This window comes from Allobosea sp. LjRoot90 (assembly GCF_964254315.1).
Lineage (GTDB): Bacteria > Pseudomonadota > Alphaproteobacteria > Rhizobiales > Beijerinckiaceae > Allobosea.
The window spans coordinates 136986-161565 of sequence record NZ_CAXUTF020000003.1 but is presented as its reverse complement, the minus strand read 5'-3'; the positions used below and the strand labels follow the sequence as shown (position 1 = coordinate 161565).

Annotated in this window: 24 protein-coding genes; 15 read left to right on the top strand and 9 right to left on the bottom strand. The window is 66.5% G+C overall.

All coding sequences use genetic code 11. The annotated features are described in order from the left end of the window. Positions 1–34: 34 nt before the first annotated feature. Together pepT and ACSQ3M_RS12780 are read right to left on the bottom strand one after the other, a co-directional pair. Entirely contained in the window at positions 35–1264 is a 1230-nt protein-coding gene (gene pepT, locus ACSQ3M_RS12785) for a peptidase T (RefSeq protein WP_436150461.1), read from the bottom strand. A 25-nt stretch (positions 1265–1289) separates the two neighbouring features. Next, positions 1290–2318, bottom strand: coding sequence for an AraC family transcriptional regulator (locus ACSQ3M_RS12780; RefSeq protein WP_436150460.1), 1029 nt, complete (start codon positions 2316–2318; stop codon positions 1290–1292). Positions 2319–2390: 72 nt separating this feature from the next. Here ACSQ3M_RS12780 and ACSQ3M_RS12775 point away from each other — a divergent pair, with 72 nt between their 5' ends. From ACSQ3M_RS12775 to ACSQ3M_RS12750, 6 genes are all read left to right on the top strand, one after another. Then, a complete protein-coding gene (locus tag ACSQ3M_RS12775; protein ID WP_436150459.1) occupies positions 2391–3605 on the top strand; it encodes an MFS transporter in 1215 nt (404 codons plus the stop codon). A gap of 144 nt (positions 3606–3749) precedes the next feature. Next, positions 3750–4613, top strand: coding sequence for an AraC family ligand binding domain-containing protein (locus ACSQ3M_RS12770; protein ID WP_436150458.1), 864 nt, complete (start codon positions 3750–3752; stop codon positions 4611–4613). Between the two features lie 10 nt (positions 4614–4623). Then, on the top strand, positions 4624–5334 hold the full coding sequence (locus ACSQ3M_RS12765) for an AzlC family ABC transporter permease (RefSeq protein WP_057190944.1): 711 nt from the start codon (positions 4624–4626) through the stop codon (positions 5332–5334). Continuing rightward, positions 5331–5630 carry an AzlD family protein gene (locus ACSQ3M_RS12760; RefSeq protein ID WP_152012987.1) on the top strand — a complete coding sequence of 100 codons (300 nt, stop codon included), beginning with the start codon at positions 5331–5333 and terminating at the stop codon, positions 5628–5630. The genes ACSQ3M_RS12765 and ACSQ3M_RS12760 overlap by 4 nt, the downstream gene beginning before the upstream one ends. A gap of 20 nt (positions 5631–5650) precedes the next feature. After that, a complete protein-coding gene (locus ACSQ3M_RS12755; RefSeq protein ID WP_436150457.1) occupies positions 5651–6613 on the top strand; it encodes a PLP-dependent cysteine synthase family protein in 963 nt (320 codons plus the stop codon). Between the two features lie 69 nt (positions 6614–6682). Further along, positions 6683–7054 (top strand): hypothetical protein, encoded by a 372-nt coding sequence (locus tag ACSQ3M_RS12750; protein ID WP_436150456.1) that lies wholly within the window; start codon positions 6683–6685, stop codon positions 7052–7054. 102 nt (positions 7055–7156) lie between these two features. Here ACSQ3M_RS12750 and ACSQ3M_RS12745 read toward each other — a convergent pair whose 3' ends face one another. Next, entirely contained in the window at positions 7157–8995 is a 1839-nt protein-coding gene (locus tag ACSQ3M_RS12745; protein WP_436150455.1) for an aminopeptidase P family protein, read from the bottom strand. 300 nt (positions 8996–9295) lie between these two features. Between ACSQ3M_RS12745 and ACSQ3M_RS12740 the strand changes: the two genes are divergently transcribed. Together ACSQ3M_RS12740 and ACSQ3M_RS12735 are read left to right on the top strand one after the other, a co-directional pair. Beyond that, positions 9296–9541: a hypothetical protein gene (locus ACSQ3M_RS12740; RefSeq protein WP_129157094.1), complete on the top strand. Its 246-nt coding sequence runs from the start codon at positions 9296–9298 to the stop codon at positions 9539–9541. 58 nt (positions 9542–9599) lie between these two features. Further along, the gene (locus ACSQ3M_RS12735; protein ID WP_257791805.1) at positions 9600–9728 is read left to right on the top strand and encodes a hypothetical protein; all 129 of its coding nucleotides are present in this window, start codon (positions 9600–9602) and stop codon (positions 9726–9728) included. 161 nt (positions 9729–9889) lie between these two features. Here ACSQ3M_RS12735 and ACSQ3M_RS12730 read toward each other — a convergent pair whose 3' ends face one another. Both ACSQ3M_RS12730 and ACSQ3M_RS12725 read right to left on the bottom strand, forming a co-directional pair. Further along, positions 9890–10837, bottom strand: a complete 948-nt coding sequence (locus ACSQ3M_RS12730) for a 50S ribosomal protein L11 methyltransferase (RefSeq protein ID WP_436150454.1) — start codon at positions 10835–10837, stop codon at positions 9890–9892. A 142-nt stretch (positions 10838–10979) separates the two neighbouring features. Next, on the bottom strand, positions 10980–11735 hold the full coding sequence (locus tag ACSQ3M_RS12725; protein WP_436150453.1) for an SDR family oxidoreductase: 756 nt from the start codon (positions 11733–11735) through the stop codon (positions 10980–10982). Between the two features lie 103 nt (positions 11736–11838). On the opposite strand from ACSQ3M_RS12725, the gene ACSQ3M_RS12720 reads away from it, so the two are divergent. Continuing rightward, a complete protein-coding gene (locus ACSQ3M_RS12720) occupies positions 11839–12255 on the top strand; it encodes a winged helix-turn-helix transcriptional regulator (protein WP_436150452.1) in 417 nt (138 codons plus the stop codon). A gap of 506 nt (positions 12256–12761) precedes the next feature. Here the strand turns inward: ACSQ3M_RS12720 and ACSQ3M_RS12715 are convergent. Beyond that, on the bottom strand, positions 12762–15143 hold the full coding sequence (locus ACSQ3M_RS12715; RefSeq protein WP_436150451.1) for a UvrD-helicase domain-containing protein: 2382 nt from the start codon (positions 15141–15143) through the stop codon (positions 12762–12764). A 120-nt stretch (positions 15144–15263) separates the two neighbouring features. Then, entirely contained in the window at positions 15264–16178 is a 915-nt protein-coding gene (locus ACSQ3M_RS12710) for an alpha/beta hydrolase (RefSeq protein ID WP_436150450.1), read from the bottom strand. 152 nt (positions 16179–16330) lie between these two features. On the opposite strand from ACSQ3M_RS12710, the gene ACSQ3M_RS12705 reads away from it, so the two are divergent. After that, positions 16331–17971: an acyl-CoA dehydrogenase family protein gene (locus ACSQ3M_RS12705; protein WP_436150449.1), complete on the top strand. Its 1641-nt coding sequence runs from the start codon at positions 16331–16333 to the stop codon at positions 17969–17971. 164 nt (positions 17972–18135) lie between these two features. Here the strand turns inward: ACSQ3M_RS12705 and msrB are convergent, their stop codons facing one another. Further along, positions 18136–18567 (bottom strand): peptide-methionine (R)-S-oxide reductase MsrB, encoded by a 432-nt coding sequence (msrB, locus tag ACSQ3M_RS12700; RefSeq protein ID WP_436150958.1) that lies wholly within the window; start codon positions 18565–18567, stop codon positions 18136–18138. Between the two features lie 218 nt (positions 18568–18785). Between msrB and ACSQ3M_RS12695 the strand changes: the two genes are divergently transcribed. The 4 genes from ACSQ3M_RS12695 (at position 18786) to ACSQ3M_RS12680 (ending at position 22289) form a co-directional block, all read left to right on the top strand. Continuing rightward, positions 18786–20036, top strand: coding sequence for a DUF3419 family protein (locus ACSQ3M_RS12695; RefSeq protein ID WP_436150448.1), 1251 nt, complete (start codon positions 18786–18788; stop codon positions 20034–20036). After that, positions 20033–20698, top strand: a complete 666-nt coding sequence (locus ACSQ3M_RS12690) for a class I SAM-dependent methyltransferase (protein ID WP_436150447.1) — start codon at positions 20033–20035, stop codon at positions 20696–20698. Before ACSQ3M_RS12695 ends, ACSQ3M_RS12690 begins: the two co-directional genes overlap by 4 nt. Before the next feature lie 45 nt (positions 20699–20743). Next, positions 20744–21544, top strand: a complete 801-nt coding sequence (locus tag ACSQ3M_RS12685) for a potassium channel family protein (protein ID WP_436150446.1) — start codon at positions 20744–20746, stop codon at positions 21542–21544. Positions 21545–21695: 151 nt separating this feature from the next. After that, positions 21696–22289 carry a YdeI/OmpD-associated family protein gene (locus ACSQ3M_RS12680; protein WP_436150445.1) on the top strand — a complete coding sequence of 198 codons (594 nt, stop codon included), beginning with the start codon at positions 21696–21698 and terminating at the stop codon, positions 22287–22289. Positions 22290–22325: 36 nt separating this feature from the next. Here ACSQ3M_RS12680 and ACSQ3M_RS12675 read toward each other — a convergent pair whose 3' ends face one another. Further along, positions 22326–22886, bottom strand: coding sequence for a thioesterase family protein (locus ACSQ3M_RS12675; RefSeq protein WP_436150444.1), 561 nt, complete (start codon positions 22884–22886; stop codon positions 22326–22328). Positions 22887–23039: 153 nt separating this feature from the next. Between ACSQ3M_RS12675 and ACSQ3M_RS12670 the strand changes: the two genes are divergently transcribed. Further along, positions 23040–24479, top strand: coding sequence for an FAD-binding oxidoreductase (locus ACSQ3M_RS12670; protein ID WP_436150957.1), 1440 nt, complete (start codon positions 23040–23042; stop codon positions 24477–24479). Positions 24480–24580: the final 101 nt, after the last annotated feature.

Genomic DNA, 24580 nt, shown 5'->3' with positions numbered 1-24580 from the left:
TAGCCTATCGAAAGCCTTTGGCGCTCCGAGCCGCCTAGCTCCGCTGTGCCGCGAGCGTGCAGATCGTCCGCGCCACCTCGAAGGACTTCTCGAAGGCCGGAACGGGGAGGAACTCGTAGCGCGAGTGGAAATTATAGGCGCCGGTGAAGAAGTTCGGCGTCGGCAGGCCGCGGGCCGAGAGCGCCGCGCCATCGGTGCCGCCGCGCATCGGGATCTGCTTCTTGCGGATCTGAAGCGCTTCCAGCGCGCCGAAAAGCAGCTCGACCGGGCGGTGGTCATCGCCGAGGCTGTCATGGATGTTGCCATAGGTGTCGCTCACCCGGCACTCGACGCGGCCGGTCGGATAGAGCGCGGCGATTTCGGCCGCGACCTCCTCGATGCGACGCTTGCGTGCTTCGAAGCTTGCCCTGTCGAAATCGCGGATCAGCGCGCCTAGCCTGGCCTCGCTGGCATTGGCGGTGATGGTGTTGAACCAGACATAGCCCTCGCGGCCTTCGGTGTTCTCGGGGGTCTCAGCACGGTCGAAGCGGCTTACGAAGTCCTGCGCCATCAGGACCGGGTTCACCAGCACGCCCTTGGCCGACATCGGATGGGTGCTGACGCCGGTGAGAGTGATCTCGGCCGCTGCGGCGTTGAAGTTCTCGATCACCACTTCGCCGAGCTCGCAGCAATCGATCGTGTAGGCGAAGTCGCAAGGAAAACGGGCGAGATCGAGGACCTTGGCGCCGCGCAGGCCGATCTCCTCGTCCGGGACGAAGGCGACGACGATATCGCCATGCCGATCCTGCGGGCCGAGAGTGGCGAGCAGCGTCATGATCACCGTGATCGCGGCCTTGTTGTCGGCGCCGAGCACGCTGGTGCCGTCGCTGGCGATGATCTCAGCGCCCTGCCAGTCGCGCAATTGCGGATGCTCGGCAACGCGCAGCCAGATGTCCTGCTCCCGGTTGAGGCAGAGGTCTTCGCCGTCGAAGCGCAGGAGTTGCGGGCGGATGTCGGGCGAGAGCCCGGCATCGAAGGTGTCGAGATGGGCGATGAAGCCGATCCTGGCTGCGCCCGGCGCAGTGCCGCGCTTTCGCGCCGTGACGGTGGCGCGGTCGTCGATGACGACGTTGTCGAGGCCGAGCGCGCGCAACTCTTCGGCCAGCAGCTCGGCGAGGCGCTGCTGACCCGGCGTGCTCGGCAGCGTCGTCGCCCTGATATCGCTCTGGCTGGTGACCGAGACATAGCGGAAGAAGCGCTCGATCAGCTGCTGGCGGATGCTCATGGTCGTCCCGTCGTGTGCATGGCGGTCAGCGGTCAACGGCTCGCTCTGCAGTCCTATTGGGAGGGGAGGCATCGATCGGCCGGGTCGCGCGTGTTGGCGGTTCGGCATTGCGGAAATGGCTCGGCGATTTGCCGATCACCCGCTTGAAGGCACGGCTGAAGGAGGCTTCGGAATCATAGCCGAGGCGGCGCGCCACCGCCGAGATCCGCATCCGGTCGCGTTGCAGCCATTGCCTGGCCTGGTGCATCTGGACCTGCGCGACATAGCGGGCGGGCGTTTCGCCGACGACACTGGCGAAGCGCTCGGCGAAGGCGGAGCGCGAGGCATGCATCACCTTCGCCAGCGCATCGACCGTCCAGTCCTCGCTCGGGTTAAGGTGGATCGCGGCGAGGACGCGGCCGATGTCAGGGTCGCGGGCGGCGGCGACCCAGCCGGTGGCGGTGCCGCAACCGCGCTCGACCCAGGAGCGGATCAGGGCGGCGGCGACGACGTCGGCGAGGCGGGTCAGGATGCCGCCGGCGCCGACGCGGTCGAGAGCAAGCTCGCAGGCCATCGTGCTGAGCAACAACGGGATAGCTGGCTCGTGCACCGCCATCTCATGCACCCACATCAGCTCCGGCATCATCCGAAGCATCGGGTGCTGCGCGTCGACGTTGAAGCAGAGGCTGGCGCTGAAGAACAATGTCGCCTCGCCGTCGCCCTCTCCTGCGCCACCGCCCCGCGCCTCGGCGATCTCGCCGCAACAGTGCTGGAAGGCACAGTGCCCGTTAGGCGTCGCCGAGATGCCGGGCTCGCTAGCGAGCGCATGTTCGACGCCGCGCGGCATCAGCACGGCATCGCCCTGCTCGAGCCGGACCCATTCGCCCTCGGGTGTGCGCAGCCAGCAACCCTGCTCGGCCATGAAGTGGAGACGTGCGGCCGATTGAGCCGGAAACAGCAGGCACCAGGGCGTGGTCATCTGGTACCGGGCATAGTCGACGCCTTCGAGCCTGAGGCCGCGAAGCATCTCAGACAGCGGGTCCGGCCCTGATTTTCTGGACGATTGGTCAAGCATCCAGGGTTTTCTAGCATGGAAGCTCCAGAGGGTCACGCCTAACTCCGGTGTCCGATCTTCCTGGAGCGACCTATGTCGGATTCCTTGTCAGCCACAGCCGATGCCGAGCTTGTCGGTATCGCGCCCGCAGAACGCACAGACGCCGCCTGGCCGGCGGTCTTCGCCCTTTCCATGGGCGTGTTCGCGCTGGTCAGCGCCGAGTTCCTGCCCGCCAGCGTCCTGACCTCGATCGCCGCAGATCTCTCGATCAGCGTCGGCGCCGCCGGGCAGACCGTTACGGTGACCTCGCTGGTCGGCGTCGCCGCCGCGATCTTCACCCCGATCCTCACCAGCCGCTTCGACCGGCGCCTGGTACTCTGGACGCTGTTGTCGCTCCTGGCGGTATCGAGCCTGGTCACGGCCATGGCCAACGGCTTTGCCATGCTCCTGGCCGCGCGCTTCCTGCTCGGCATCGCCCTCGGCGGCTTCTGGTCGATGGCGCCGGCGCTGACGCTGCGGCTGGTGCCTGCGCAGTCCGTGCCGCGGGCGCTGGCGATCATCTCGGCCGGCGTTTCGGCCGCCTTCATCGGCGGCGGGCCGCTTGGCGCCTATCTCGACGCCCTGATCGGCTGGCGGATGGTGTTCGGGCTGTCGGCCGGGCTGGCCGGCGTCGCCCTGCTGGCGCTGCTGACGTCGATGCCGCCTCTGCCGCCGCAGACGACGCCGCGGCTGGGCACATTGGTGGAACTGCTCTCGCGGCCGAGCGTGCGCCTGATGCTGCTTTCGGTGCTCGTGATCATCTCCGGGCAGTTCACCGGCTTCACCTATATCCGACCCTTCCTCGAGCACGCTCCGCAGCTCGGCGTCACAGCGATCACCTTCGTGCTGCTTGGCTATGGCGTCGGCAACGTCATCGGCAATTTCGCCGGCGGTGCGGTCGCGGGACGTGGCGTCAAGCTCGCGATCGTTTCGTTCGCGCTGACGATCGGCATCCTGGCGCTGGTCATGATCCTGTTCGGCGCTTCGTCGCTCGTCGCAGGGATCACCGTCGCGCTCTGGGGCTTCGCGTTCGGCTTCGCGCCGGTTGGGTTCCAGAGCTGGATGGTGCGCATCGCGGCCGATCATGCCGAGGCGGCGAGCGGGCTCCTGACCGCGGCCTTCCTGGTCGCGATCGCCAGCGGCGCGGTGTTCGGCGGCCTGCTGGTCAACCATGTCGGCGGCCTCGGCCCGATCGGCTACATGGCGGTGGCGACGCTCGCGGGCGCGCTGCTGGTGCTCGTCGCCGGCAAGGAGCCGCCACGCCCCTGACTCCTGACAGATGGCGACGTGCTTTGCATTGGCGTGATTTCTCGCCGCTCGGCTGTGAGCAGCCGAACGGAAAGCGCGCTGGCGTGATCGTCGCCATCACTTTTCTTCAAGACACGAAGGGTGGCTTCCGCTCTATCTTGCGCCATGGATCTGATCAGCCAGGGCGACGCATTGCTGGAGATGCCGCTCCAGACGGGGGAGCATGCCCGCCTGTTCACGGCGGCGCGCTTCTCCGGGCTGGAATGCCTGTCGGCGAAGTTCTCGACTCACACCTATTCGCCGCACGCCCATGAGACCTATGCGGTCGGCACGATCCTGTCGGGCTGCGAGCTCTGGCATGCCCGCGGCCGCACGCTCTTCGCCCGCAGCGGCGACCTCGTCTTCAACCATCCGCTCGATGTCCATGACGGCGCGCCGAGCGAAGGCGGCTATCGCTACCGGATGACCTATCCAACGATCGAGCTGATGCGCGAGGTCGCGATCTCGCTCACCGGCGACGAGAGCATCGGTACCCCGTTCTTCCCCGAACCGACCGTGCAGGACCCGGAAGGCTCGGCCCTGTTCTCGGAGGCGCATCGCGCGCTGGAGGAGGGTGGGGACGCGCTTGCCGGAGAGGAAGGCCTGCTGCGCGCCTATGGCTGGTGCCTGTCGCGACATGCCGATCTCTCCATCCGCGAGATCGGGCGCGAGCACGGGCCGATCGCACAGGCGAGGGAACTGCTCGAGCAGCGCTATGACGAGGATTTGTCGCTGGCCGATCTGACGCGGCGCTCAGGCCTGCCGCGGCATCACCTGATCCGAGCCTTCCGGCGCGAGACCGGCCTGACGCCGCATGCCTATCTCGTCGATGTCCGCATCCGCCGCGCCAGAGAGCGGCTGCGGCGCGGCGAATCCCCCGGCGCGGTCGCGGCCGCCACCGGGTTCTGCGACCAGGCGCATCTGACCCGCGCCTTCAAGGCGAGGCTCGGCGTGACGCCGGGCGTCTTCCGCGCCGCCCATCACGGCTGATGGACACAACATGAGTTGGAAAGATGAAGCCCGTGCAGGGCTGAATGACATATGGCCGGCTGCGTTGGCGGCGGTGCCGATCGGCCTGCTCTTCGGCGCGCTCGCCGCCGGCAAGGGACTCTCCCCGCTCGAAGTCTTCCTGATGAGCGTGCTCGTCTTCGCCGGCGGGGCGCAGTTCGCCGCGGTCGAGCTCTGGGCGAGCCCAGCGCCGATCGTCGCGCTGGTGTTCTCGACGGCGCTGATCAATGCCCGCCATATCCTGATGAGCGCCTCGATCGCGCCGAAGCTCAAGGGCTTCTCGACGGCCCAGATCTTCGGCGGGCTGTATTACATGGCCGACGAGAACTGGGCTCTGGCCGAGAAAAGGGCTCGCACCCATCCGGTCACGCCGGCCTACTGGTTCGCCATGATCGTGCCGTTCGTGCTTGGCTGGCTGACGACCTCGACCACGGGCGCGATCATCGGCGCTGCGCTCGGCGACCCCAAGCGCTACGGCGCTGACTTCGCCTTCACCGCGCTGTTCATCGCCCTGACCGCCGCCTTCTGGAAGGGCCGCGTCACCGCCTGGACGGTGGCCGCGGCCGGCCTCGCCTCGGCGCTCGCCTACAAGCTCGCCGGACCGCCCTGGCATGTGCTGGCGGGCGCGCTCTGCGGCCTCGCCGCCGCCTGGATCGCCGCTGGCGACATCGCGGAGAAACCTGTCGAAAGCCCGGCCGAATGACGCTCGATCCGATCAATCTCGCCGCCTTCCTCGGCATGGCGCTGGTGACCTATCTCACCCGCATCGCCGGCTTGGCTCTGGTCGGCCGTCTCAACCTCTCGCCGCGGGCGCAGGCCGCCTTCGACGCGATCCCGCCTGCCGTGCTGATCGCGGTGATCGCGCCGAGCGCGCTCGCGACCGGTTGGCCGGAGACGGTCGCAGCATTGGTCTGCGGCCTGGCGGCAACGCGCCTGCCGCTGCTCGGCGTGGTTGCCGTGGGCGTCGCAACCGTGGTTGCCTTGCGCATGGTGGCCTGAGGCTGGCCGAGGGAGAACACATGCGTCCCGTGATGAATTCCGTGGTCGATGCGATCGGCGACACGCCGCTGGTCCGGCTCGACCGGCTGACGCGGCATCTCGGCGCCAACGGGACCATCCTCGCCAAGCTGGACTATCTCAATCCCGGCTTCTCGAAGAAGGACCGGGCCGCGCTGGGGATCATCGAGGAGGCGGAACGCGCCGGCACGCTGAAGCCAGGGCAGACCGTGGTCGAGCTCACCTCCGGCAATATGGGCACCGGGCTTGCAATCGTCTGCGGGATCAGGGGCTATCCCTTCATCGCGGTGATGTCGAAGGGCAACTCGGAAGAGCGCGCCCGGATGATGCGGGCGCTCGGGGCCGAGGTGGTGCTGGTCGACCAATTGCCCGGCTCGGTGCCCGGGCAGGTTTCGGGCGGCGATCTCGAACTCGTCGATCGGGAAGCGAAGCGGATCACCGGGGAGCGCGGCGCCTTCCGCGCCGACCAGTTCCACCGCGACGGCAACTGGCTGGCGCACTACCGCACGACCGGGCCGGAGCTTTGGGAGCAGAGCGGCGGGGCGCTCGACGCTTTCGTCGACTTCATCGGCTCGGGCGGCAGCTATGCCGGGGTGACCAAGGCGCTGAAGGAGCGCAGCCCGGCGCTACGCTGCTATGTGGTCGAGCCGGCCGGCGCTGCCGCTGCGGCGGGCGAAGTGGTCACAAGGCCCGACCATCCGATCCAGGGCGGCGGCTATGCGATGGCCGATCTCGCCTTTCTGAAGGACGTCGCGGTCGATGGTTATCTGCAGGTCGGCGGCGAGGAGGCGCGTGAGACCACGCGGTTGCTCGCGCGGCATGAGGGGATATTCGGCGGGTTTTCCGCTGGAGCGAACGTTGCCGCGGCGCTGCAACTGCTGGCTGGTCGCGAAGCGGGCAAGATGGTGGCCGTGATCGTCTGCGATTCCGGGTTGAAGTACCTGTCGACCGATCTGTGGGGGTGACACGCGCCGGTTGCAGATCGGTCGGGTCGGCGTCAAGCTCCAGCAGACTCATGGAGCGGCGTCGGTTCAATGTGTGTGCCGGTTGGATACGAGACGTGGACCTTCTATTCGATCGCTGCCGTTCTATCGGCTGTCTACTTTTTCCTCCTCTCCAAAACCCTTCGCCACGCGTGCGTGCAGGCGATTGATCCGACGCCTTATCAAGCTTCCATCTTTCTGCTTGGGGCAGGCGCGTACCGGCTTGCAGGTTTCAAGGTTGATGCCTCGACCGGAGCGGACGACCTGCGGTTGTTTGGCGAGACTAAACGGCGCCTGGCCTTTCTCTCACTCGGCTGCGGTGTGGTCGGTATCACCGCCATTGTGGCGACGCTTCATTGCCATATGGTGGTACGCAAGGTGGCGCTGTGGCCTTCGGCCAGTGCGTTGACGGCAGCGATGTGATGCGTTGCCATGGTCGCCTTGAAAGCGGTTTTCGGCCAGCAAGCCCGACCATGGCGAGAAGGTAACGCTACTTTTCTCAATCCTCTCGGTGGAGCGAGAGATTCACAACGGCAAACACGCCTGCTCCAGCCAAGCTTTCGCCTCGCCCTCGACCAATGGCGCGAGGTTGCTCCAGACCTGCGCGTGATAGGCGTTGATCCAGGCGATCTCGCCCTCATCGAGCAACGAGAGGTCGATCAGCGCCTGCTCATAGGGGCACCAGGTCACGGTCTCGAAGCCGTACATGGTGCGCTCGGCACCGGCGATCTGACGCTCCTCGACGATGATCAGGTTTTCGATGCGGATGCCGTAAGCGCCCTCCTTGTAGTAGCCGGGCTCGTTCGAGAGGATCATGCCGGGCTCGAGCGGCGTGATGCCGAGCTTGGAGAGGCGCTGCGGCCCCTCGTGCACCGACAGATAGCTGCCGACGCCATGGCCGGTGCCGTGGTCGAAATCGAGCCCGGCCTGCCAGAGCGGGGCGCGGGCGAAGGCGTCGAGCTGGGAGCCCGAGGTGCCCTTCGGGAAGACCGCGCGCGAGATCGCGAGATGGCCCTTGAGCACGCGGGTGTAGCGGTCGCGCATCTCCGCCGTCGGCTCGCCGACCGCCATGGTCCGGGTGATGTCGGTGGTGCCGTCTTCGTATTGCCCGCCGGAATCGACCAGGAAGATGCCTGGCTCGATCCGGCGGTTGCTCGCTTCGGTGACGCGGTAATGCGGCAGCGCCGCATTCGGGCCGGCGCCAGCGATGGTGGTGAAGGAGACGTCGCGCAATTCACCGGTCTTCAGCCGCTCGGCCTCCAGCGCGGCGACGGCGTCGATCTCGGTCAGCCCGCCCTTGGGCGCCTCGCGCGCCAGCCAGGACAGGAAGCGGACGATCGCCGCGCCGTCGCGCAAATGCGCTCGCCGGCTGCCGTTCAGCTCTGCCTCGTTCTTCTTCGCCTTCATCAGGGCAATCGGGTCGGCGCCGGCGTCTGGCGTGCCGCCGGCATCCTGGATCAGCGTGGCGAGCGCGGCAGCGGCGGTGCTGGAGTCGAGCCTGACCTTGGCCTTGGCCGCACCGAGCGCCTTGAGCTGTTGCTCTAATGCCTGTGGCGGAGCGATCTCGCCGAGTGCGCCGATGGCGTCGCCGGCCTCGTTGGTGATCTTCTCCGGCGCGAGGAAGACGGTCGGCCGGCCTTCGCGCGGCACGATCGCATAGCCGAGCGGCAGCGGCGTGTGCTCGACATCGCCGCCGCGGATGTTGAAGACCCAGGCCAGCGCGTGCGGATCCGAGAGAACGAGCGCATCGACCTTGGCCTTGGCGAGTTCCTGCTGGATGCGGGCGAGCTTGTCGGCGCTGCTCTCGCCGGCATAGGCGGCCGGATGCGCCTTGACTGGGGCGGTCGGAGGGGCAGGGCGGTTGCTCCAGAGCGCATCGATCGGGTTCGGCGTCACCGGCACGAGCACGCCGCCGGCCGCGGCGACCGCCTTCTCCAGCTTGGCGACGCCGTCGACGGTATGGAGCCAGGGATCGTAGCCGAGCTTGCCGCCGGCCGACAGATTGGCCTCGACCCATTTGTCGAGCGGGGTTTCTTCCATCTTGGTCGGCGTTACCACCGCCGCATCGGTCTGCGCCGCCGACTGGATGGTGTAGCGGCCGTCGACGATCAGCGCCGCCTTGTCGGCGAGCACGATGGCGTTGCCGGCCGAGCCGGTGAAGCCGGTGAGCCAGGCAAGGCGCGCCATATGGGCGGGGACATATTCGCCCTGGTGCTCATCGGCGCGCGGGATGATGAAGCCGTCGAGGCCCTGTTTCGCCAGTGCGGCGCGCAAGGCTGCGACGCGTGGCGCAACCTGCGACGGATCGCTCGGCTCGGAGAAGGACTGGAAGCGGCAGGCGGCTTTGGATCGCGATTCGGTCATGTCAGGCTCTGAGGCTGGATTTCGGCCATGCTCGCCTCGGTGCCCCTGAAAGGCCAGTGCAAAACTGCCGTTTCGCCCCTGCTTTCGAAGCAGGCGCGCATTGGCTCGCATTTGAGCGGATTGCCTCTTGGTTATGCGATGTGCGCAGTCGTTAACGGATTTCTGTTTTCGTCATGCGTTTTTTGCATGTTGTGCATATGCGAACGTATCTTCTCGCAAGTGCGAAGACGGCCCACTTTAGTCGCATAAGAGAACGAGGAAGCGACCGGGACTGTCCTTCGTGATCTGAGGAGAGACCCTATGACTTATGTGCTGAATTCCACCGACGTCCTTCCGGCCGCGACCCGCGCCGAAGCGACGGAAACCAAGACCGCCGGCCAGGGCTTCTGGCAGCGCCTCTATGCCGCGATGATCGAGAGCCGCCGCCGTTCGGCCCTGCGCGAGTTGCGCGCCCACAGCTATCTGGTGCGCGAGAGCGAGCTGGTGCTCGGCGGCTTCCCGGCGACGACGCTGAAAAGCGACGCCGAGCTGCCCTTCAACCGCTGAACTTCAAGCGCCGCAGACAGCCAAAAGCGCCGCGCGCATCGGAAAAGGAACCAAAATCATGATCGCCATCGTCAAGCACGCATATGACGCCGTCGTCGACGCCGCCAAGTTCGCCGCCGCCGTCTGGCACGATGCCCGCGCCATGCAGGCGCAGGCCGAAGAGAAGTACGGCCATCTCGGCTTCTGATCCGGCGGCGAGCTTCGCCGCCATGCCGGCCGCCTGACGCGGCGTTCTGCGCTTCCGGTGCTCACGGACTTAATGTCCGCTCCGCTCCGGTTCTCGCACGCCACGTCATTCGACCCGGCCTGACGACGAATCCCTGCTCGCCGTTATTCAAAGCGTAGGGCCTAGTAGAGGCGGCGCGGCCTGACGGCTGCGCCGCCTCTTTTCATGACCAAAGTCGCCCAGCCTTCGCGCGAGGTGCGCCGCGCCAGCGCCAGCCCCTGATGGCGATAGGCCGAGACCACGCCGGCGACGTCCATCTCCAGCAATCCCGAGAGGATCACCGTGCCGTCGTTCGACAGCGCGCGGGCGATCGCAGGCGCGAGCTTGCGCAGCGGACCGGCGAGGATGTTGGCGAAGATCAGGTCGAAATGGCGCGAGCGGTTCGCCTTGGCGTGGCGCAGGCCAGGGGCGACATAAAGGTCGAGCGCCTGGGGCGCGTGGTTGATCCTTGCATTGTGAGCTGAGACCTCGATCGCGATCGCGTCGATGTCGCCGGCGACGACCTTGCGCTTGACCTGCTTGGCGAGCGCCAGCGCCAGGATGCCCGTACCGGTGCCGACATCGATGGCGTTTCTCGGCCGGCGCTTCTTCAATTCGGCGTCGAGCGCGAGCAGGCAGCCGGCCGTGGTGCCGTGATGGCCGGTGCCGAAGGCGAGTGCCGCCGCGATCTCGATGGCGACATCGTTGATGCGTACCGCTTCGCGATCATGCGAGCCGTGGACGAGGACGCGGCCGGCCCGCACGGGCTGCAGGCCTTCGAGGCTGGTGGCGACCCAGTCCTTTTGGTTGACCGTGGTGAAGGGCGTGGAATCGATGCTGTTGCCGACGATCGGGCGCAGCATGTCGCGCACCGCGTCCTCGTCCGGGTGTGTCGCGAAGTAGATCTCGACCTTCCACGGGGCGTTGAGCGAGAGCGTGGTGACGCCGGTCTCGACCTCGAAGGCCGAGACGGCGGTCTCGGTCGGGTCGAAGACCTCGCCGAGCAGCTCGGTCAGGGCTCGCGCCTTGTCGCCGCTGGTTTCAAGTTCGAGGACGGTCGCGACCGTCGATGGCAGAAGGCCTTCGCGCATGGCGGGGAATTAGCAGGGCCCATGAGGATTGTCATTCGCTCGCCTCGTCTTTGCGAGGAGCGGAGCGACGAAGCAATCCAGGGGCGGCAGAGCTCTATGTCCCCTGGATTGCTTCGCTTACGCTCGCAATGACGGCCGGCGCTCAGCCGTGCTGTGCGTTCAGCTGGGCGAAGATCGCGGCGATCTGGCCGTTCTCGGCGGCGAAGCGCAGCGGCTTGCAGCGCTCGACGATGATCTCGCCGGATTCCGGCTTGCTTGCGAGCAGCGCCATGACCTCGGCGATGAACTCCTGTAGCGGCATCGCCATGGGATCGATCGCCTGCTGCGGGCCGAGCAGTTCGGTCTGGACGTAAGGCGGGGCGATCTCGATGACCTCGACCGAGGTCTGCTTGAGCTGCTCGCGCAGCGCCATCGACCAGGCATGGATCGCCGACTTGGTGGCGCTGTAGGTCGGCGTCGTCGCCAAGGGTACGAAGGCGAGACCGGATGAGACGGTGACGATCGCCGCATGCGATCGGGTCTGAAGGTGCGGCAGCAGGGCGGCGGTCAGCCGGATCGGGCCGAGCAGGTTGGTCGCGATCGTCTCCTCGGCCGTGCCGAGGAAATCGCCGGCGGCGACAGCCTCGCTGCGCATGATACCGGCATTGTGGATGACGACGTTGAGCTCCGGAAAGCTCTCGATCGCCTGCCGGGCGAAGGCTGCGACGTCGTCCTTGTCCTGGATGTCGAGCAGGAGCGCTTCCATGCCCGGATTGGCGTTCGTCACCTCGTGAAGCCGCGCCTCACGACGGCCGGAGATGATCACCTGGTTGCCGGCCTTGTGGAAGGCCTCGGCGAGCGCGCGGCCGATGCCGGAGCCGCCGCCGGTGATCAGGATGGTGTTGCCGCTGATGTTCATCGCAAATCCCTTTCCTGGTTGCGGAGCATCAGCTGGCGTCGATACTCTTCATTGGAAAGAAGGCGCCCGAAAGTTCGATACGCACCAAAAGGAGAGTGTAGGAATGCATGCGATCCGCGAGGCCATGGCGGTGATGCACAAGCGCAGCGAGGAAATCCCGCCGGTGTCGCCCGCGGTCGAGTCGCTGGTGCGCCAGGTCATCGCGCAAGTGGCCGACAAATGGACGATGCTGGTGCTGGAGGCGCTGGAGGAGCGCGGCACGCTGCGCTTCACCGAGGTCGGGCGCGCCGTCCGCGGCATCAGCCAGAAGATGCTGACCAAGACATTGCGCGAGATGGAGCGCGACGGGCTCGTCATCCGCACCGTTCATCCGGTGATCCCGCCGCATGTCGATTACACGCTGACCGATCTCGGCTGCGAGCTCAGCGCCGCCTTCTGCGGCGTCTGGAGCTGGGCCGAGATCTACTACGCCGAGGTCTCGGCGGCGCGGAAGGCGTTTCGGGAGCGGGAGGAGGGGTAGGGGCGTCTTCGATTAGTCCGATATCTTGAACGCTGCCCTTTCCGTCATGGTCGGGCTTGTCCCGACCATCCACGCCTTCCTTCGGCCAGGGCGGTGTTCAAGACGTGGATGCTCGCCACAAGGGCGAGCATGACGGGCTGGATCAGCGGACAGCGAGTCCCTCGCAGCGCAACTGGTCGCGACCGCCTTCACAGCGGCGGCGATTGCCGTGCTGCATGTTCTTGTGATCGGCACAGCAGCCGTTCGCCTTGTGTGGCTTGCAAAGCAAGCAGCCGGCGCGGGCGCTCTTCGGACGTTTGCGTTTGTGGTGCACGGTGACCTCTCGGCTCCGAATTACCACAGCCAAACCGCATGGTCACAATAGTCCGTTGTCGTCCCGGGCGGAGCGCAGCGTAGACCCGGGACCCATGCCTGAGCCATTCCCGGAAATGCTCCGGAATGGATCCCGGATCTGCGCGGCTATCGCCGCTTGTCCGGGATGATCCTCATTGTGAGGTGAAGGCTCGCTAGCCCGACTTCTGGACGAAGCTGTCCAGCACCATTTTCCTGCCGGCCTTGTCGAAATCGACGGTCAGCTTGTTGCCGTCGACGCTCGCGACCGAGCCGGGGCCGAACTTGACGTGGAAGACGCGGGCGCCGGGGTCGAAGGCGGAGGTGCCGGTCGACTTTGCCGTCAGCTCGCCCTCGATCAGCATGGCGCCGCGCTGGCGGCTGCCGAAGCCGGTCCCCTGGCCGAAGCCGCGCTGGCCGGCGTCGGAGAAGCCGGAGCCGCCGCCCGAATTGAATTTGGCCTTGTTTTCCTGCGCCCGCTGCCAGCCCGGCGTCTGGTATGACGAGCCGAAGCTTTCCATGCGCTCGAAGCGCGAGGCGCCATAGCCGCCCTGGCTATAGGTCGACGCGGCCTGGACGACCTCGACATGGTCCTCCGGCAGTTCGTCGATGAAGCGCGAGGGCAGGTTCGATTGCCAAAGGCCGTGGATGCGCCGGTTCGAGGCAAAGAAGAGTTTCAGCCGCTTGCGGGCGCGGGTCAGGCCGACATGGGCGAGGCGGCGCTCTTCCTCGAGCCCGGCGCGGCCGTTCTCGTCGAGAGCGCGCTGGCTCGGGAACAGCCCTTCCTCCCAGCCGGGCAGGAAGACGGTGTCGAATTCCAGCCCCTTGGCGGCGTGCAGCGTCATGATCGAGACGCGGGCGCCGCCATCGCCGCTATCCGCGTCCATCACCAGCGAGACGTGCTCGAGGAAGGCCGGCAGGTCGGGGAACTCGTCGAGCGAACGGACCAGCTCCTTCAGGTTCTCCAGTCGTCCGGCGGCATCGGCGGAGCGGTCCTTCTGCCACATCTCGGTGTAGCCGCTCTCCTCCAGCACCAGTTCGGCGAGCTCGCCCTGCGGCATCGCCTCGGCGCGGGCGCTCCAGCGGGCGAAGGCCTCGACCAGTTCGCGCAAGGAGGTGCGGGCCTTGGGCTTCAGCTCGTCGCTCTCGACCACGACGCGGGCCGCCTGCAGCAGCGAGAGCTGCGCGGCGCGGGCGTAATTGTGCAGGATCTGGATCGTTGCGTCGCCCAGCCCGCGCTTGGGCACGTTGACGATGCGCTCGAAGGCGAGGTCGTCGGTCGGTGAGACCACACAGCGCAGATAGGCCATGGCGTCGCGGATCTCGGCCCGCTCGTAGAAGCGCGGGCCGCCGATGACGCGATAGGGCACGCCGACATGGACGAAGCGCTCCTCGATCTCGCGCATCTGCGCGGAGATGCGGACGAGAATGGCGACCTCGGAAAGGTTCTCGCCCTTGGACTGCATCGCCTCGATCTCATCGGAGATCAGGCGGGCCTCCTCCTGGCTGTCCCAGGCGCCGGTGATAGTGACCTTCTCGCCGGGCTCGTCCTCGGTGCGCAGAGTCTTGCCGAGGCGGCCCTCATTGCGGGCGATCAGTTTCGAGGCGGTGGCGAGGATATGGCCGGTCGAGCGGTAGTTGCGTTCGAGCCGGACCACGGTCGCGCCCGGGAAATCGTGCTCGAAGCGCAGGATGTTGTCGACCTCGGCGCCGCGCCAGCCATAGATCGACTGGTCGTCGTCGCCGACGCAGGCGATGTTGCGCCGGCCCTGGGCGAGCAGGCGCAGCCAGAGATACTGGGCGACGTTGGTGTCCTGGTACTCGTCGACGAGGATGTAGCGGAAGCGCTCGTGATAGCTCGCCAGCACGTCCGGATGCTCGCGGAACAGCGTCAGGCAATGCAGCAGGAGGTCGCCGAAATCGACGGCGTTCAGCGTCTTCAGGCGTGTTTGATAAGCCTCATAAAGCTTGCCGCCCTTGCCGCTGGCGAAGACGCCGGCCTCGCCCGGCGGCACGTCCTTGGGTGCAAGGCCGCGGTTCTTCCAGGAGTCGATGAAGCCGGCCAGCATGCGGCCGGGCCAGCGCTTCTCGTCGATTCCTTCCAACTGGATCACCTGCTTCATCAGGCGGATCTGGTCGTCGGTGTCGAGGATGGTGAAGTCGGAGCGCAGGTCGAGCAGCTCGGCATGGCGGCGCAGCAGCTTGGCCGAGATCGAGTGGAAAGTGCCGAGCCAGGGCATGCCCTCGGCGACCGGGCCGACCAGATGGGCGACACGCTCCTTCATCTCGCGCGCCGCCTTGTTGGTGAAGGTCACCGACAGGATCTGCGAGGGGAAGGCGCGATTGGTCGCGATCAGATGGGCGATGCGGGTGGTGAGCACGCGGGTCTTGCCGGTGCCGGCGCCGGCCAGAACCAGCACGGGGCCATCGGTCGCCTCGACCGCCAGGCGCTGCTCCGGGTTCAAGCCCTGGAGATAGCCGGCCGCCGGCTGCGCCGCCGCGCGCGATGCGAGGCCGCCGGGGCGGGGCAGGGGGGCCGAGGTGGTGTGGTCGGACAAGGGATCTGCTTGCGTGATCGTGATTCGTTCACGGTCAATATAGGGGCAGGCGTGACGGATTGCTCGCCGTCGCGGATGGTTTTCCGCGACGGCGAGCAGGTCACTGTAAACCCAGCCGCGTCAGCGCGCTGGCAGCAGATATCGCAGGCCCTGAGTGAAGCCACGCGGCGCAACGGTGAGATGATCCTCATCGTTGAGGACGACTGATTTCACGCTCAGGCCCGGGTATTTCCGGTCCTTCAGCGCCTTCTCGAAGGCGTGGTTGTCGCCGACCATGTCGGCGGTCTTGTTGAAGCGCGGATCGCCTTTGCGGACGGTCTCGTATTCGCCGACATAGAGAAAGACCCTGGCCGGCAGGTCCTTGCTGCGCGCGGCGTAGCCCGACTCGAGCTCGCGATAATGCTCTTTGGCGAACCAGAAAGACGGGCTGCCGAGGATGTAACTGCTGAACAGGCCGGGCTCGGTGAAGAGGATTTGCGCGCCGAGCAGCGCGCCATAGGAATGGCCGAGAAAGAGGCTGCGCGTCGGATCGGTGCGGTAGCGCTGCGCGATGAACGGCTTCACCTGGTCGCGCAGATAGGCCTGGTAGGCCGCCGCCTTGCCATGAGCGGCGTCGCCGGCTCCCTTCGGCGTCGGGGTGTAGTCGCGTCGGCGGCTGACCATGCCGTCCTCGCCCTTGGCGTAGGACAGGCCGACGAGGATGAATTCCTCGACCTTGGGGCCGTCGAGGTTCAGGCGGCGGCTGATCTGGCGGATGAGCGGGAAAGCGTAGTCGGCGTCGGTCACGTAAAGCACGGGATATTTCCGTTGCGGCTCCTTTCCATAGGACGGCGGCAGGGCGACGAAGACCTGATAGCCGCGGCGCGAAACCGGATCGGGCACGTCCCAGACCTCGCTGTCGGCGATCTCATAGGGACGGCCTTCAGCAGGCTGTATCTTCGCAGCGGGTTGGGTCTGGGCTTGCGCCGGGACGGTGGCAATGCCGATGCCGGCGGTAAGAGCGATGACCAGGGTACTCAGGACGCTTCGCAGCACGTGAAGGCTCTCCATAGGCCCGCGCCGGTCGCGGCGCGCGGGGCGAAGTACCGGGAGAACTCGGGCGGCAATCGGGCAGGTTCGCAATTGCGAGTTGCCGGCATAGGCTGGTGGTTAATGACGAGGCGGTTCGCGGATCGGAAGGGAAGGTCATGGCCCAGGCGTCGCACGCCCATCAGGTCACCAACCAGGTGCCGCCGCTGCAGGACTACGACGCTTATGCCGCCGATCCGGTGCTGAAGGCGGCGATCGCCGCCTTTGATGCGGGTTGGGCCGATGAGCGGCTGCACGAGGCGGGGCGGACCGTCGGCGCGGCCGAGACGATCGAGATGGCGCGCCTCGCCAACCGGCATGGGCCGGAATTGCGCAGCCATGACCGCTTCGGCAACCGGCTCGATGAGATCGAGTTCCATCCTGCCTGGCACGCGCTGATGGCCCGCGCCATCGGCCAGGAGACGCATGCGCTCGCCTGGAACCGGCCGGGGCCGGGGGCGCAGGTGGCGCGGGCCGCCCTGCAATATCTCTGGTATGGCTGCGAGAGCGGCATCTGCTGCCCGATCTCGATGACCTATTCGGCGATCCCCGTGCTTAAGCAAGATCGGGCGCGCTGGGCCGAATGGGGCGCGCTGATCTCCTCGAAGACTTACGACAAGCGCCAGGGGCCGGTGGCGGGCAAGACGGGCGCGACCGTCGGCATGGCGATGACCGAGACACAAGGCGGCTCGGATCTGCGCCAGACCCAGACCATCGCTTATGACAATCGCGACGGCACCTATTCGCTGCACGGGCAGAAATGGTTCTTCTCGGTGCCGCATTCCGACCTCTTCCTGACGCTGGCGCGCAATGAGGAGGGCATCTCCTGCTTCGTCGTGCCGGGCTGGCGGCCGGATGGCGAGCGCAACGGCATCGCGATCCAGCGCCTCAAGGACAAATGCGGCAACCGTTCGAACGCCTCCTCGGAGGTCGAGTTCCGGGGTGCGATCGGCCATATGCTCGGCGATCCCGGCAGGGGCCTGCGCACCGGCCTGTCGATGAACCACAATACGCGGCTCGACATCGCCGCCGCCTCGGCCGGGCTGATGCGGCAGGCTGTGATGCTCGCCGGCCATCACGCCCAGCACCGCACTGCCTTCCAGCGCCAGCTGATCGACCAGCCGATCATGCAGAACGTCCTCGCCGACCTCGCCATCGAGGCGGAGGCCGCGGCCTGGCTCGCCTTCCGGCTCTTCGCCGCCGTCGACCGGCAGGAGCAGTCGGAGAGCGAGAAGCTGCTGGCGCGGATCGGCGCGCCGCTGGCGAAATACTGGGTGGCGAAGCGCACGCCGGCGGTCGTGGTCGAGGCGCTGGAATGCCATGGTGGCAACGGCTTCATCGAGGAGAACCCGATGGCGCGGCACTATCGCGAGGCGCCATTGAACTCGGTCTGGGAAGGTTCGGGCAACGTCATCTGCCTCGACGTGCTGCGTTCGCTCGAGCGCGAGCCGGGCTCCCTGCAGGCGTTGCGCGCCGAACTGCACGCCGTCTCCGGCCAGGACCGGCGCTACGATGCGGCCTTGCAGGCGCTGGACAACGACCTGCACGAGCTCATCCGCCATGAGGGCCAGGCGCGCTTGCTGACCGAGCGGCTGGCGCTGATGCTGCAGGGCGCACTGCTGATCCGCCACGCGCCGCATGCGGTGGCGGATGCCTTCGTCGCGACGCGGCTCGGCGGGCACTGGTCCGGCCATTTCGGCGACCTGCCGCTGGCGGTCGATGCGGCGACGCTGGCGAGAAGGGCCGTGCCGGAGGTTTAGTAGGCGCATCGTCATTCCGGGGCGCCGCGCAGCGGCGAGCCCGGAACCCATGAACACTGCCGCTGTCACGAGGGCGCTGCGATGTCGCGCTTGCTCGAAAGTCGTCATGTTCATGGGTTCCGGGCTCAGGCCTTCGGCCTGCCCCGGAATGACGGGTGCGGGCGTCAGCCTGCTTCCGCCTCGAAATCCATCGCCACGCCGTTGATGCAGTAGCGCAGGCCGGAGGGCGGTGGGCCGTCGGGGAAGACGTGGCCGAGATGGCCGCCGCAATTGGCGCAGTGGACCTCGACCCGCCGCATGCCGAAGCTGCCGTCCTCGCTCTCCTCGACCGCGCCTTCCAATGGTTGGTCGAAGCTCGGCCAGCCGGTGCCGCTCTCGAACTTCTTGTGCGACCGGAACAGCTTCTGGCCGCAACCGGCGCAGGAGAAGGTGCCGGCGCGCTTCTCGAAGTTCAGCGCACAGGAGCCGGCCCGCTCGGTGCCATGGCCGCGCAGCACTTGGTACTGCTCCGGGGTCAGCTTCGCGCGCCATTCAGCATCGCTGAGCTGGAAGGGGAAGTCGCGCTCCGGCTTTCCGGTTTTTGCAAACAGGTCCATCAGGCCCATGCGAGGTTCCTTTCCGTGCTGTCTTGTCGGGATTGTCGCGCGAGATATGGGGATTTGTCTTCCTGATTTCAGCCTCATGCAACGCGGTCTGTTTCACGTTTGCGTTCTGCCGCGACCAGCCTCTTCTCCGAGCCGGTTCCCGCGTCACCCAACCGTCACGCGACTCCTCTAGTCGGCTCGCCATCGCAACGGGCGCAGACGAGGGCCTCGTGACGCAGACCATCCGCGCGGTGAAGCGCACGACCAATCTCGGCCTGACCACTGCCGTCCACCGTAGCAAGCCTCTCTCGCGTGCCGGCCTGCTCGAACGGATGTTCACGCTCGCCTTCTCCGGCCTGGTCTATCCGCAGATCTGGGAAGACCCGGTCGTCGACATGGAGGCACTGGCGCTGCAGCCGGACGACCATCTCGTCGCCATCGCGTCCGGCTCCTGCAACATCCTCTCCTACCTCACCGCCGATCCCGCCAAGATCAGCGCGATCGACCTCAACGGCGCCCATATCGCCCTTGGCCATCTCAAGCTCGCGGCGCTGCGCGAGATCGACGATCACGCGATTTTCCGCCGCTTCTTCGGGCAGGCGCAGTCGAAGGCCAATGTCGAGACCTATGACCAATTGATCGCGCCGCGCCTCGATGCCGTCAGCCGGGCCTATTGGAACGGGCGCAATCTCGTCGGCCGGCGCCGGATCGAGCTGTTCGCCCGCAATTTCTACCGCTACGGCCTGCTCGGCCGCTTCATCGGGACGGGGCATTTCCTTGGGCGCCAGCTCGGCTGCGACCCGCGGGTCATGCTGCAGGCGAAGACGATGGACGAGCAGCGGGCTCTGTTCGAGCAGCATCTGGCGCCGGTCTTCGACAAGAAGCTGGTGCGCTGGCTGGTGCGCCAGCCGGCCTCGCTCTACGGACTCGGCATCCCGCCGGCGCAGTACAAGGCGCTGGCCGCCGATGACGATGCCGGCATCAGAGCCGTGTTGCGCCACCGGCTGGAGCGGCTGGCTTGCGGCTTCGACCTGAAAAGCAACTACTTCGCTTGGCAGGCCTTCGGCCGCGGCTACGGGCCGGAGCCGGATGCGGCGGTGCCGCCCTATCTGGAGCAAGGGAATTTTGAGACGGTGCGGGCCCGCGCCGGCCGCGTGGCCTATCATCAGAGCGCGATCACCGCCTTCCTCGAAAAGCAGCCGGCCGAGAGCTGCAACGGCTTCGTGCTGCTCGATGCGCAGGACTGGATGAACGACGCCGAGCTGACGGCTTTGTGGACGCAGATCACGCGCAGCGCCGCGCCCGGTGCGCGCGTCATTTTCCGCACTGCCGCCGATGAGCGGCTGCTGCCCGGCCGGGTGCCGGAGGCGATCCTGTCGCAATGGCATTACGACGAGGCGCGCAGCCGCGAACTCGGCACGCGCGACCGCTCCTCGATCTACGGCGGCTTCCATCTTTATGTGCGCAGGGCGACCGCGTGAGTGCCGTCGATAGCGGGTCGGAGGCTGCCGGTCTGATGGACCGGATGTACCGCTTCCAGCGGCACATCTACGACGCGACCCGGAAGTTCTACCTGCTCGGGCGCGATGGATTGATCGCGGAGCTTAAGCCGCCGCCGGGCGGGACCGTACTGGAGATCGGCTGTGGCACCGGGCGCAACCTGATCAAGATCGCCCAGCGCTACCCCCATACGCTCTGCTACGGGCTCGATGTCTCCGAGGAGATGCTGCGGACGGCGCGCGAGCAAGTCGCCAAGGCCGGGCTCGCCGACCGGATCACGCTGGCGCAGGCCGACGCGACCAGTTTCGACCCGCAGGCATTGTTCGGCCGCACCGGCTTCGAGCGGGTGGTGGTCTCCTATGCGCTCTCGATGATCCCGCCCTGGCGCGAGGCGCTCGCGCAGGCGATGCGTGTCGTCGCGCCGGGGGGCTCGCTGCACATCGTCGATTTCGGCGATCAGGCGCATCTGCCCGCGCCATTCAGGGCGGTGCTGAACCGCTGGCTGGCGCTGTTCCACGTCACGCCGCGCAAGGATCTCGAGGCGGTCGTGACCGATCTCTGCGCCGAGACCGGCGTCATCGGCGGCACAACGCGGCTGTTCGGCGGCTATAGCGTGCAGGCCGTGGCGACCAGGCCGGCTTAGGGGCAGGGGCTGGACGTCGGCGTCGCCGCGCTGCTACGCGAAAGCATGAGCGAGCGCGCTGCCGGCGATAAGGCCGAGGACGAACTGCCGAGCCTACGCGACCGGCTGCGGCAGCTTTATCACGGACGAACTCCGGCGGCGCTGCGCTTCCAGGTCGCGACGCTGATCGTCGACCTGCTGATCATCGGCTTCTTCATCGCCACGCCGCTGCTTCGCGACCAATCGGCTTTCCTCTGGCTCGACTACACGGTGGCGGCGATCGTCACAGCCGAGATCGCGGCGCGCTTCCTCGCCTCCTCGAACATGCTGCGGCTGCTGCGCCAGCCCACCATGCTGCTCGACCTCTTCATCCTGGCGACTCTGCTGGCGCCGCAATGGCTGGAAAATTTCGGCTTCCTGCGCATCCTTCGGCTCTGGTCGTTGTCGCGGCGCGGATTGATCTGGGCGCAGCTGCGGCAAACGCGTTTCCGCGACTGGGAAGACGTCGCCAAGGCTCTGGTCAACCTCGCGACCTTCCTCTTCGTCGTCAGCGGTTTCGTCTACACCTTCTTCTTCATGAGCCGGCCCGGGCTGGAAGGCTATGTCGAGGCGCTCTACTTCACCGTCGCGACGGTGACGACCACCGGCTTCGGCGACATCACTTTGCCGGGCATCGCCGGCAAGCTGACCTCGATCGTGGTGATGATCATCGGCATCTCGCTGTTCGTGCGGCTGGCGCAGGCGGTGTTCCGGCCGCACAAGGTGACCTTTCCCTGTCCGCAATGCGCGCTGCAGCGCCACGAACCCGATGCCGTGCACTGCAAGGCCTGCGGCCACCTGCTGAAGATACCGGACGACGACGAGTGATTGGTTAGTCTCGGTCCAGCGGTCTCGACGCTTTTCAGAAAGCGATCCGACCCCTGATCCCGCCGGAAGCTGAGTGCTGACATGAGCCAACCAGTTTGACGCCTAGAGGGTCATTCGGCCTTCCGGTCAGACCGTGAATTTTGGAGCGATGATGGCGCCGGTGAAGATCGATCCTGAAAAGGTCCGGGAATTCGAGGATGCCTCAAGCTTTTACGACTGGCTTGGCAGCAACCACGACCAGGCGGACGAAATCTGGATCAAGATCCACAAACTCTCGTCCGGCCTGCGCTCGATCACGCCCAAGGAGGCGATCGACGTCGTGCTGTGCTGGGGCTGGATCGACGGCGTCAGAAAGGGCCTCGACGAGCGCAGCTTTCTGCAGCGCTACAGCCCGAGGGGCGCCAGAAGCATCTGGAGCCAGATCAATGTCGACAATGTCGCGCGCCTGATTACTGAGAAGCGGATGACCAGCCACGGCCTGGTGCAGGTCGATGCAGCCAAGGCCGATGGCCGATGGGCGCGCGCTTATGGCGCTGGCCGGAACATGAAGATCCCTGACGATCTCCAGGCTGCGATCGACGCAGAGCCCCTGGCCCGGGAGATGCTGTCGAAGCTGAGCGGACAGAACCGCTTTGCCCTGGCGTTTCGTGTCCACAATCTCAAGACGGAAGCCGGGAGAAGGAAGAAGATCGTGGCCTTCGTCGAGATGCTCAAGCGCGGCGAGACGATCTATCCGCAGCGCTAGGTTCACTGGCGGACAGGGCGGGATTGCAGATCCGGCCTAGTGCCGCGTCTCGGTCTCGTGCTCGGCCTCCGGTGAGCCGAGCGTGATCGCGCTCTTCTCCGGCATGCCGATCATCCGGCCTACCGTTGCCGGGCGAGGCATCTGCGCATGCGCCGCCTTCATGATCGCGAGATTGGCGAGGATGTCGGCCGGGAAGGGCGTGACCTTGCGATCGGTCATGTCGACATGCAGGGACAGGTTCTCGGAGGTCGCGGCGAGCCAGCCTTCGCTGGCATGGCGCATTTCGAGATAGTAGTGCAGCCGCTTGTCGTCGAAGGCGATGAGTTGCGCGGTGACGCGTACGAGGTCGCTGGCTGTCAGCTCGCGTTTGTAGAGCACATGGCATTCGGCCGAGAAGAATGAGGCCTTGCGGGTCTCGACATAGTCCTGGTTGAGGCCAACCAGTGAGAAGACCTCGTCGACGGCGCGATCGAACAGGACATGGTAATAGGCCATGTTGAGGTGGCCGTTATAGTCGATCCATTGCGGTTCGACCCGCATCGGAGACGAAACGAAGGGAGCGAAGAACAGGGCGGTCGTGCGAATTTTGTCCGGCATCGGCGCCTCCTTTCGTCCTTTTGTCTCGTCAATGCGTGGGCAGCTCTGCGCCGCCGCCTCTTGCCGGCGCGGGCGCGGCGCGTGAAAACAACACGAGCCGCCGCTTCATAGGCCGAACCATTCCAGACTAGGCGAAGTTCTCCAGCCATGACAATGCCTTCTACCGCTTCCGTGCCTCAGCCCACCCCTGCTCGTGCTGCAGAGCTGCCGCCTTCGCCGCAGGCGGTTGCCGCGGTGACGCGGGAGCTGGCGGCGCTGTTAGGCAACCGGCTGGTCACCAGCCTCGCGGTTCGGCAGCAGCATGGCCACACGCTGACCTGGATCCCGAACCAGCCGCCGGATGCGGTGGTTTATCCCGAGAGTACCGAAGAGGTGGCCTCGATCGTGAAACTCTGCGCCGGATATGGGGTTCCCGTCATCGCTTTCGGCACGGGGACGTCGCTGGAGGGGCATGTGAATGCGCCTTTCGGCGGCGTCTGCATCGACATGAGCCAGATGAAGCGGGTTGTCGCGGTGCATGCGGAAGACCTCGACTGCACGGTCGAGGCCGGCGTGACCCGCAAGGAGCTGAACGAGCATCTGCGCGACCAGGGCCTGTTCTTTCCGATCGATCCCGGCGCCGATGCCTCGATCGGCGGCATGGCGGCGACGCGCGCTTCTGGCACCAATGCCGTGCGCTATGGCACGATGAAGGACAATGTCATCGCGTTGACTGCGGTGATGGCCGATGGCGCCATCGTCAAGACGGCGAGCCGGGCGCGCAAATCCTCGGCCGGCTATGATCTCACGCGCCTTCTCGTCGGCTCGGAAGGCACGCTCGGCATCATCACCGAGGTGACGCTGAAGCTGCACGGCATCCCCGAGGCGGTCTCGGCCGGCGTCTGCGCGTTCCCTTCGGTGAAGGCGGCCTGCGATGCGACGATCATGACGATCCAGTCCGGCCTGCCGGTCGCGCGGATCGAGCTGGTCGACGATGTGATGATGCGCGGCGTCAACCTGCACTCCAAGCTCGGGCTCCCCGAGACGACGATGCTGTTCGTCGAGTTCCACGGCTCGGAAGAGGGCGTGAAGGAACAGGCCGAGCGCTTCGGCGAGATCGCGGCCGAGTTCGGCGGCGGCGCGTTCGACTGGGCGACCAGGCCGGAGGACCGTTCCAAGCTGTGGCAGGCCCGGCACGACGCTTATTGGGCGGCGCGGGCGCTGCGCCCCGGTGCGGAATCGGTCGCGACCGATGTCTGCGTGCCGATCTCGCGGCTGGCGGAGTGCGTCGACGAGACCAAGCGCGACATCGAGGCTTCCGGGCTGATCGCGCCGATCGTCGGCCATGTCGGCGACGGCAATTTCCATACCCAGCCGCTGGTCGATCTCGCCGATCCCGACGAGATCGCGCGCTGCGAGGCCTTCATCGACAGGCTGGTCAAGCGGGCGCTCGCCATGGGCGGGACCTGCACCGGCGAGCACGGCGTCGGCCAGAAGAAGATGAAGTACCTCGAGATCGAGCACAGTCCCGCCGCGCTCGCGGTGATGCGGCTGATCAAACGCTCGCTCGACCCGCAGAACATCCTCAATCCGGGCAAGATCATCGCCTTGTGACATCCAACCGCGTTGTCGAGCGGTATTACCCACAAGAATGTCGTGATCCTGCCGCGACTTGCGTGCATGATCGCGCCGTCGACATTTCGAGGATTGATGCA

Excerpts from the sequence above, each read along its gene's own strand:
- ACSQ3M_RS12775 (WP_436150459.1), top strand. The coding sequence starts at position 2,391 with ATGTCGGATTCCTTGTCAGCCACAGCCGATGCCGAGCTTGTCGGTATC.
- ACSQ3M_RS12730 (WP_436150454.1), bottom strand. The coding sequence starts at position 10,837 with ATGCGCGAAGGCCTTCTGCCATCGACGGTCGCGACCGTCCTCGAACTT.
- ACSQ3M_RS12705 (WP_436150449.1), top strand. The coding sequence starts at position 16,331 with ATGGCCCAGGCGTCGCACGCCCATCAGGTCACCAACCAGGTGCCGCCG.
- ACSQ3M_RS12780 (WP_436150460.1), bottom strand. The coding sequence starts at position 2,318 with ATGCTTGACCAATCGTCCAGAAAATCAGGGCCGGACCCGCTGTCTGAG.
- ACSQ3M_RS12680 (WP_436150445.1), top strand. The coding sequence starts at position 21,696 with ATGGCGCCGGTGAAGATCGATCCTGAAAAGGTCCGGGAATTCGAGGAT.
- ACSQ3M_RS12685 (WP_436150446.1), top strand. The coding sequence starts at position 20,744 with ATGAGCGAGCGCGCTGCCGGCGATAAGGCCGAGGACGAACTGCCGAGC.
- ACSQ3M_RS12770 (WP_436150458.1), top strand. The coding sequence starts at position 3,750 with ATGGATCTGATCAGCCAGGGCGACGCATTGCTGGAGATGCCGCTCCAG.
- ACSQ3M_RS12720 (WP_436150452.1), top strand. The coding sequence starts at position 11,839 with ATGCATGCGATCCGCGAGGCCATGGCGGTGATGCACAAGCGCAGCGAG.
- msrB (WP_436150958.1), bottom strand. The coding sequence starts at position 18,567 with ATGGACCTGTTTGCAAAAACCGGAAAGCCGGAGCGCGACTTCCCCTTC.
- ACSQ3M_RS12755 (WP_436150457.1), top strand. The coding sequence starts at position 5,651 with ATGCGTCCCGTGATGAATTCCGTGGTCGATGCGATCGGCGACACGCCG.
- ACSQ3M_RS12765 (WP_057190944.1), top strand. The coding sequence starts at position 4,624 with ATGAGTTGGAAAGATGAAGCCCGTGCAGGGCTGAATGACATATGGCCG.
- ACSQ3M_RS12750 (WP_436150456.1), top strand. The coding sequence starts at position 6,683 with ATGTGTGTGCCGGTTGGATACGAGACGTGGACCTTCTATTCGATCGCT.
- ACSQ3M_RS12760 (WP_152012987.1), top strand. The coding sequence starts at position 5,331 with ATGACGCTCGATCCGATCAATCTCGCCGCCTTCCTCGGCATGGCGCTG.
- ACSQ3M_RS12675 (WP_436150444.1), bottom strand. The coding sequence starts at position 22,886 with ATGCCGGACAAAATTCGCACGACCGCCCTGTTCTTCGCTCCCTTCGTT.
- ACSQ3M_RS12735 (WP_257791805.1), top strand. The coding sequence starts at position 9,600 with ATGATCGCCATCGTCAAGCACGCATATGACGCCGTCGTCGACGCCGCC.
- ACSQ3M_RS12725 (WP_436150453.1), bottom strand. The coding sequence starts at position 11,735 with ATGAACATCAGCGGCAACACCATCCTGATCACCGGCGGCGGCTCCGGC.
- ACSQ3M_RS12740 (WP_129157094.1), top strand. The coding sequence starts at position 9,296 with ATGACTTATGTGCTGAATTCCACCGACGTCCTTCCGGCCGCGACCCGC.
- pepT (WP_436150461.1), bottom strand. The coding sequence starts at position 1,264 with ATGAGCATCCGCCAGCAGCTGATCGAGCGCTTCTTCCGCTATGTCTCG.
- ACSQ3M_RS12670 (WP_436150957.1), top strand. The coding sequence starts at position 23,040 with ATGCCTTCTACCGCTTCCGTGCCTCAGCCCACCCCTGCTCGTGCTGCA.
- ACSQ3M_RS12745 (WP_436150455.1), bottom strand. The coding sequence starts at position 8,995 with ATGACCGAATCGCGATCCAAAGCCGCCTGCCGCTTCCAGTCCTTCTCC.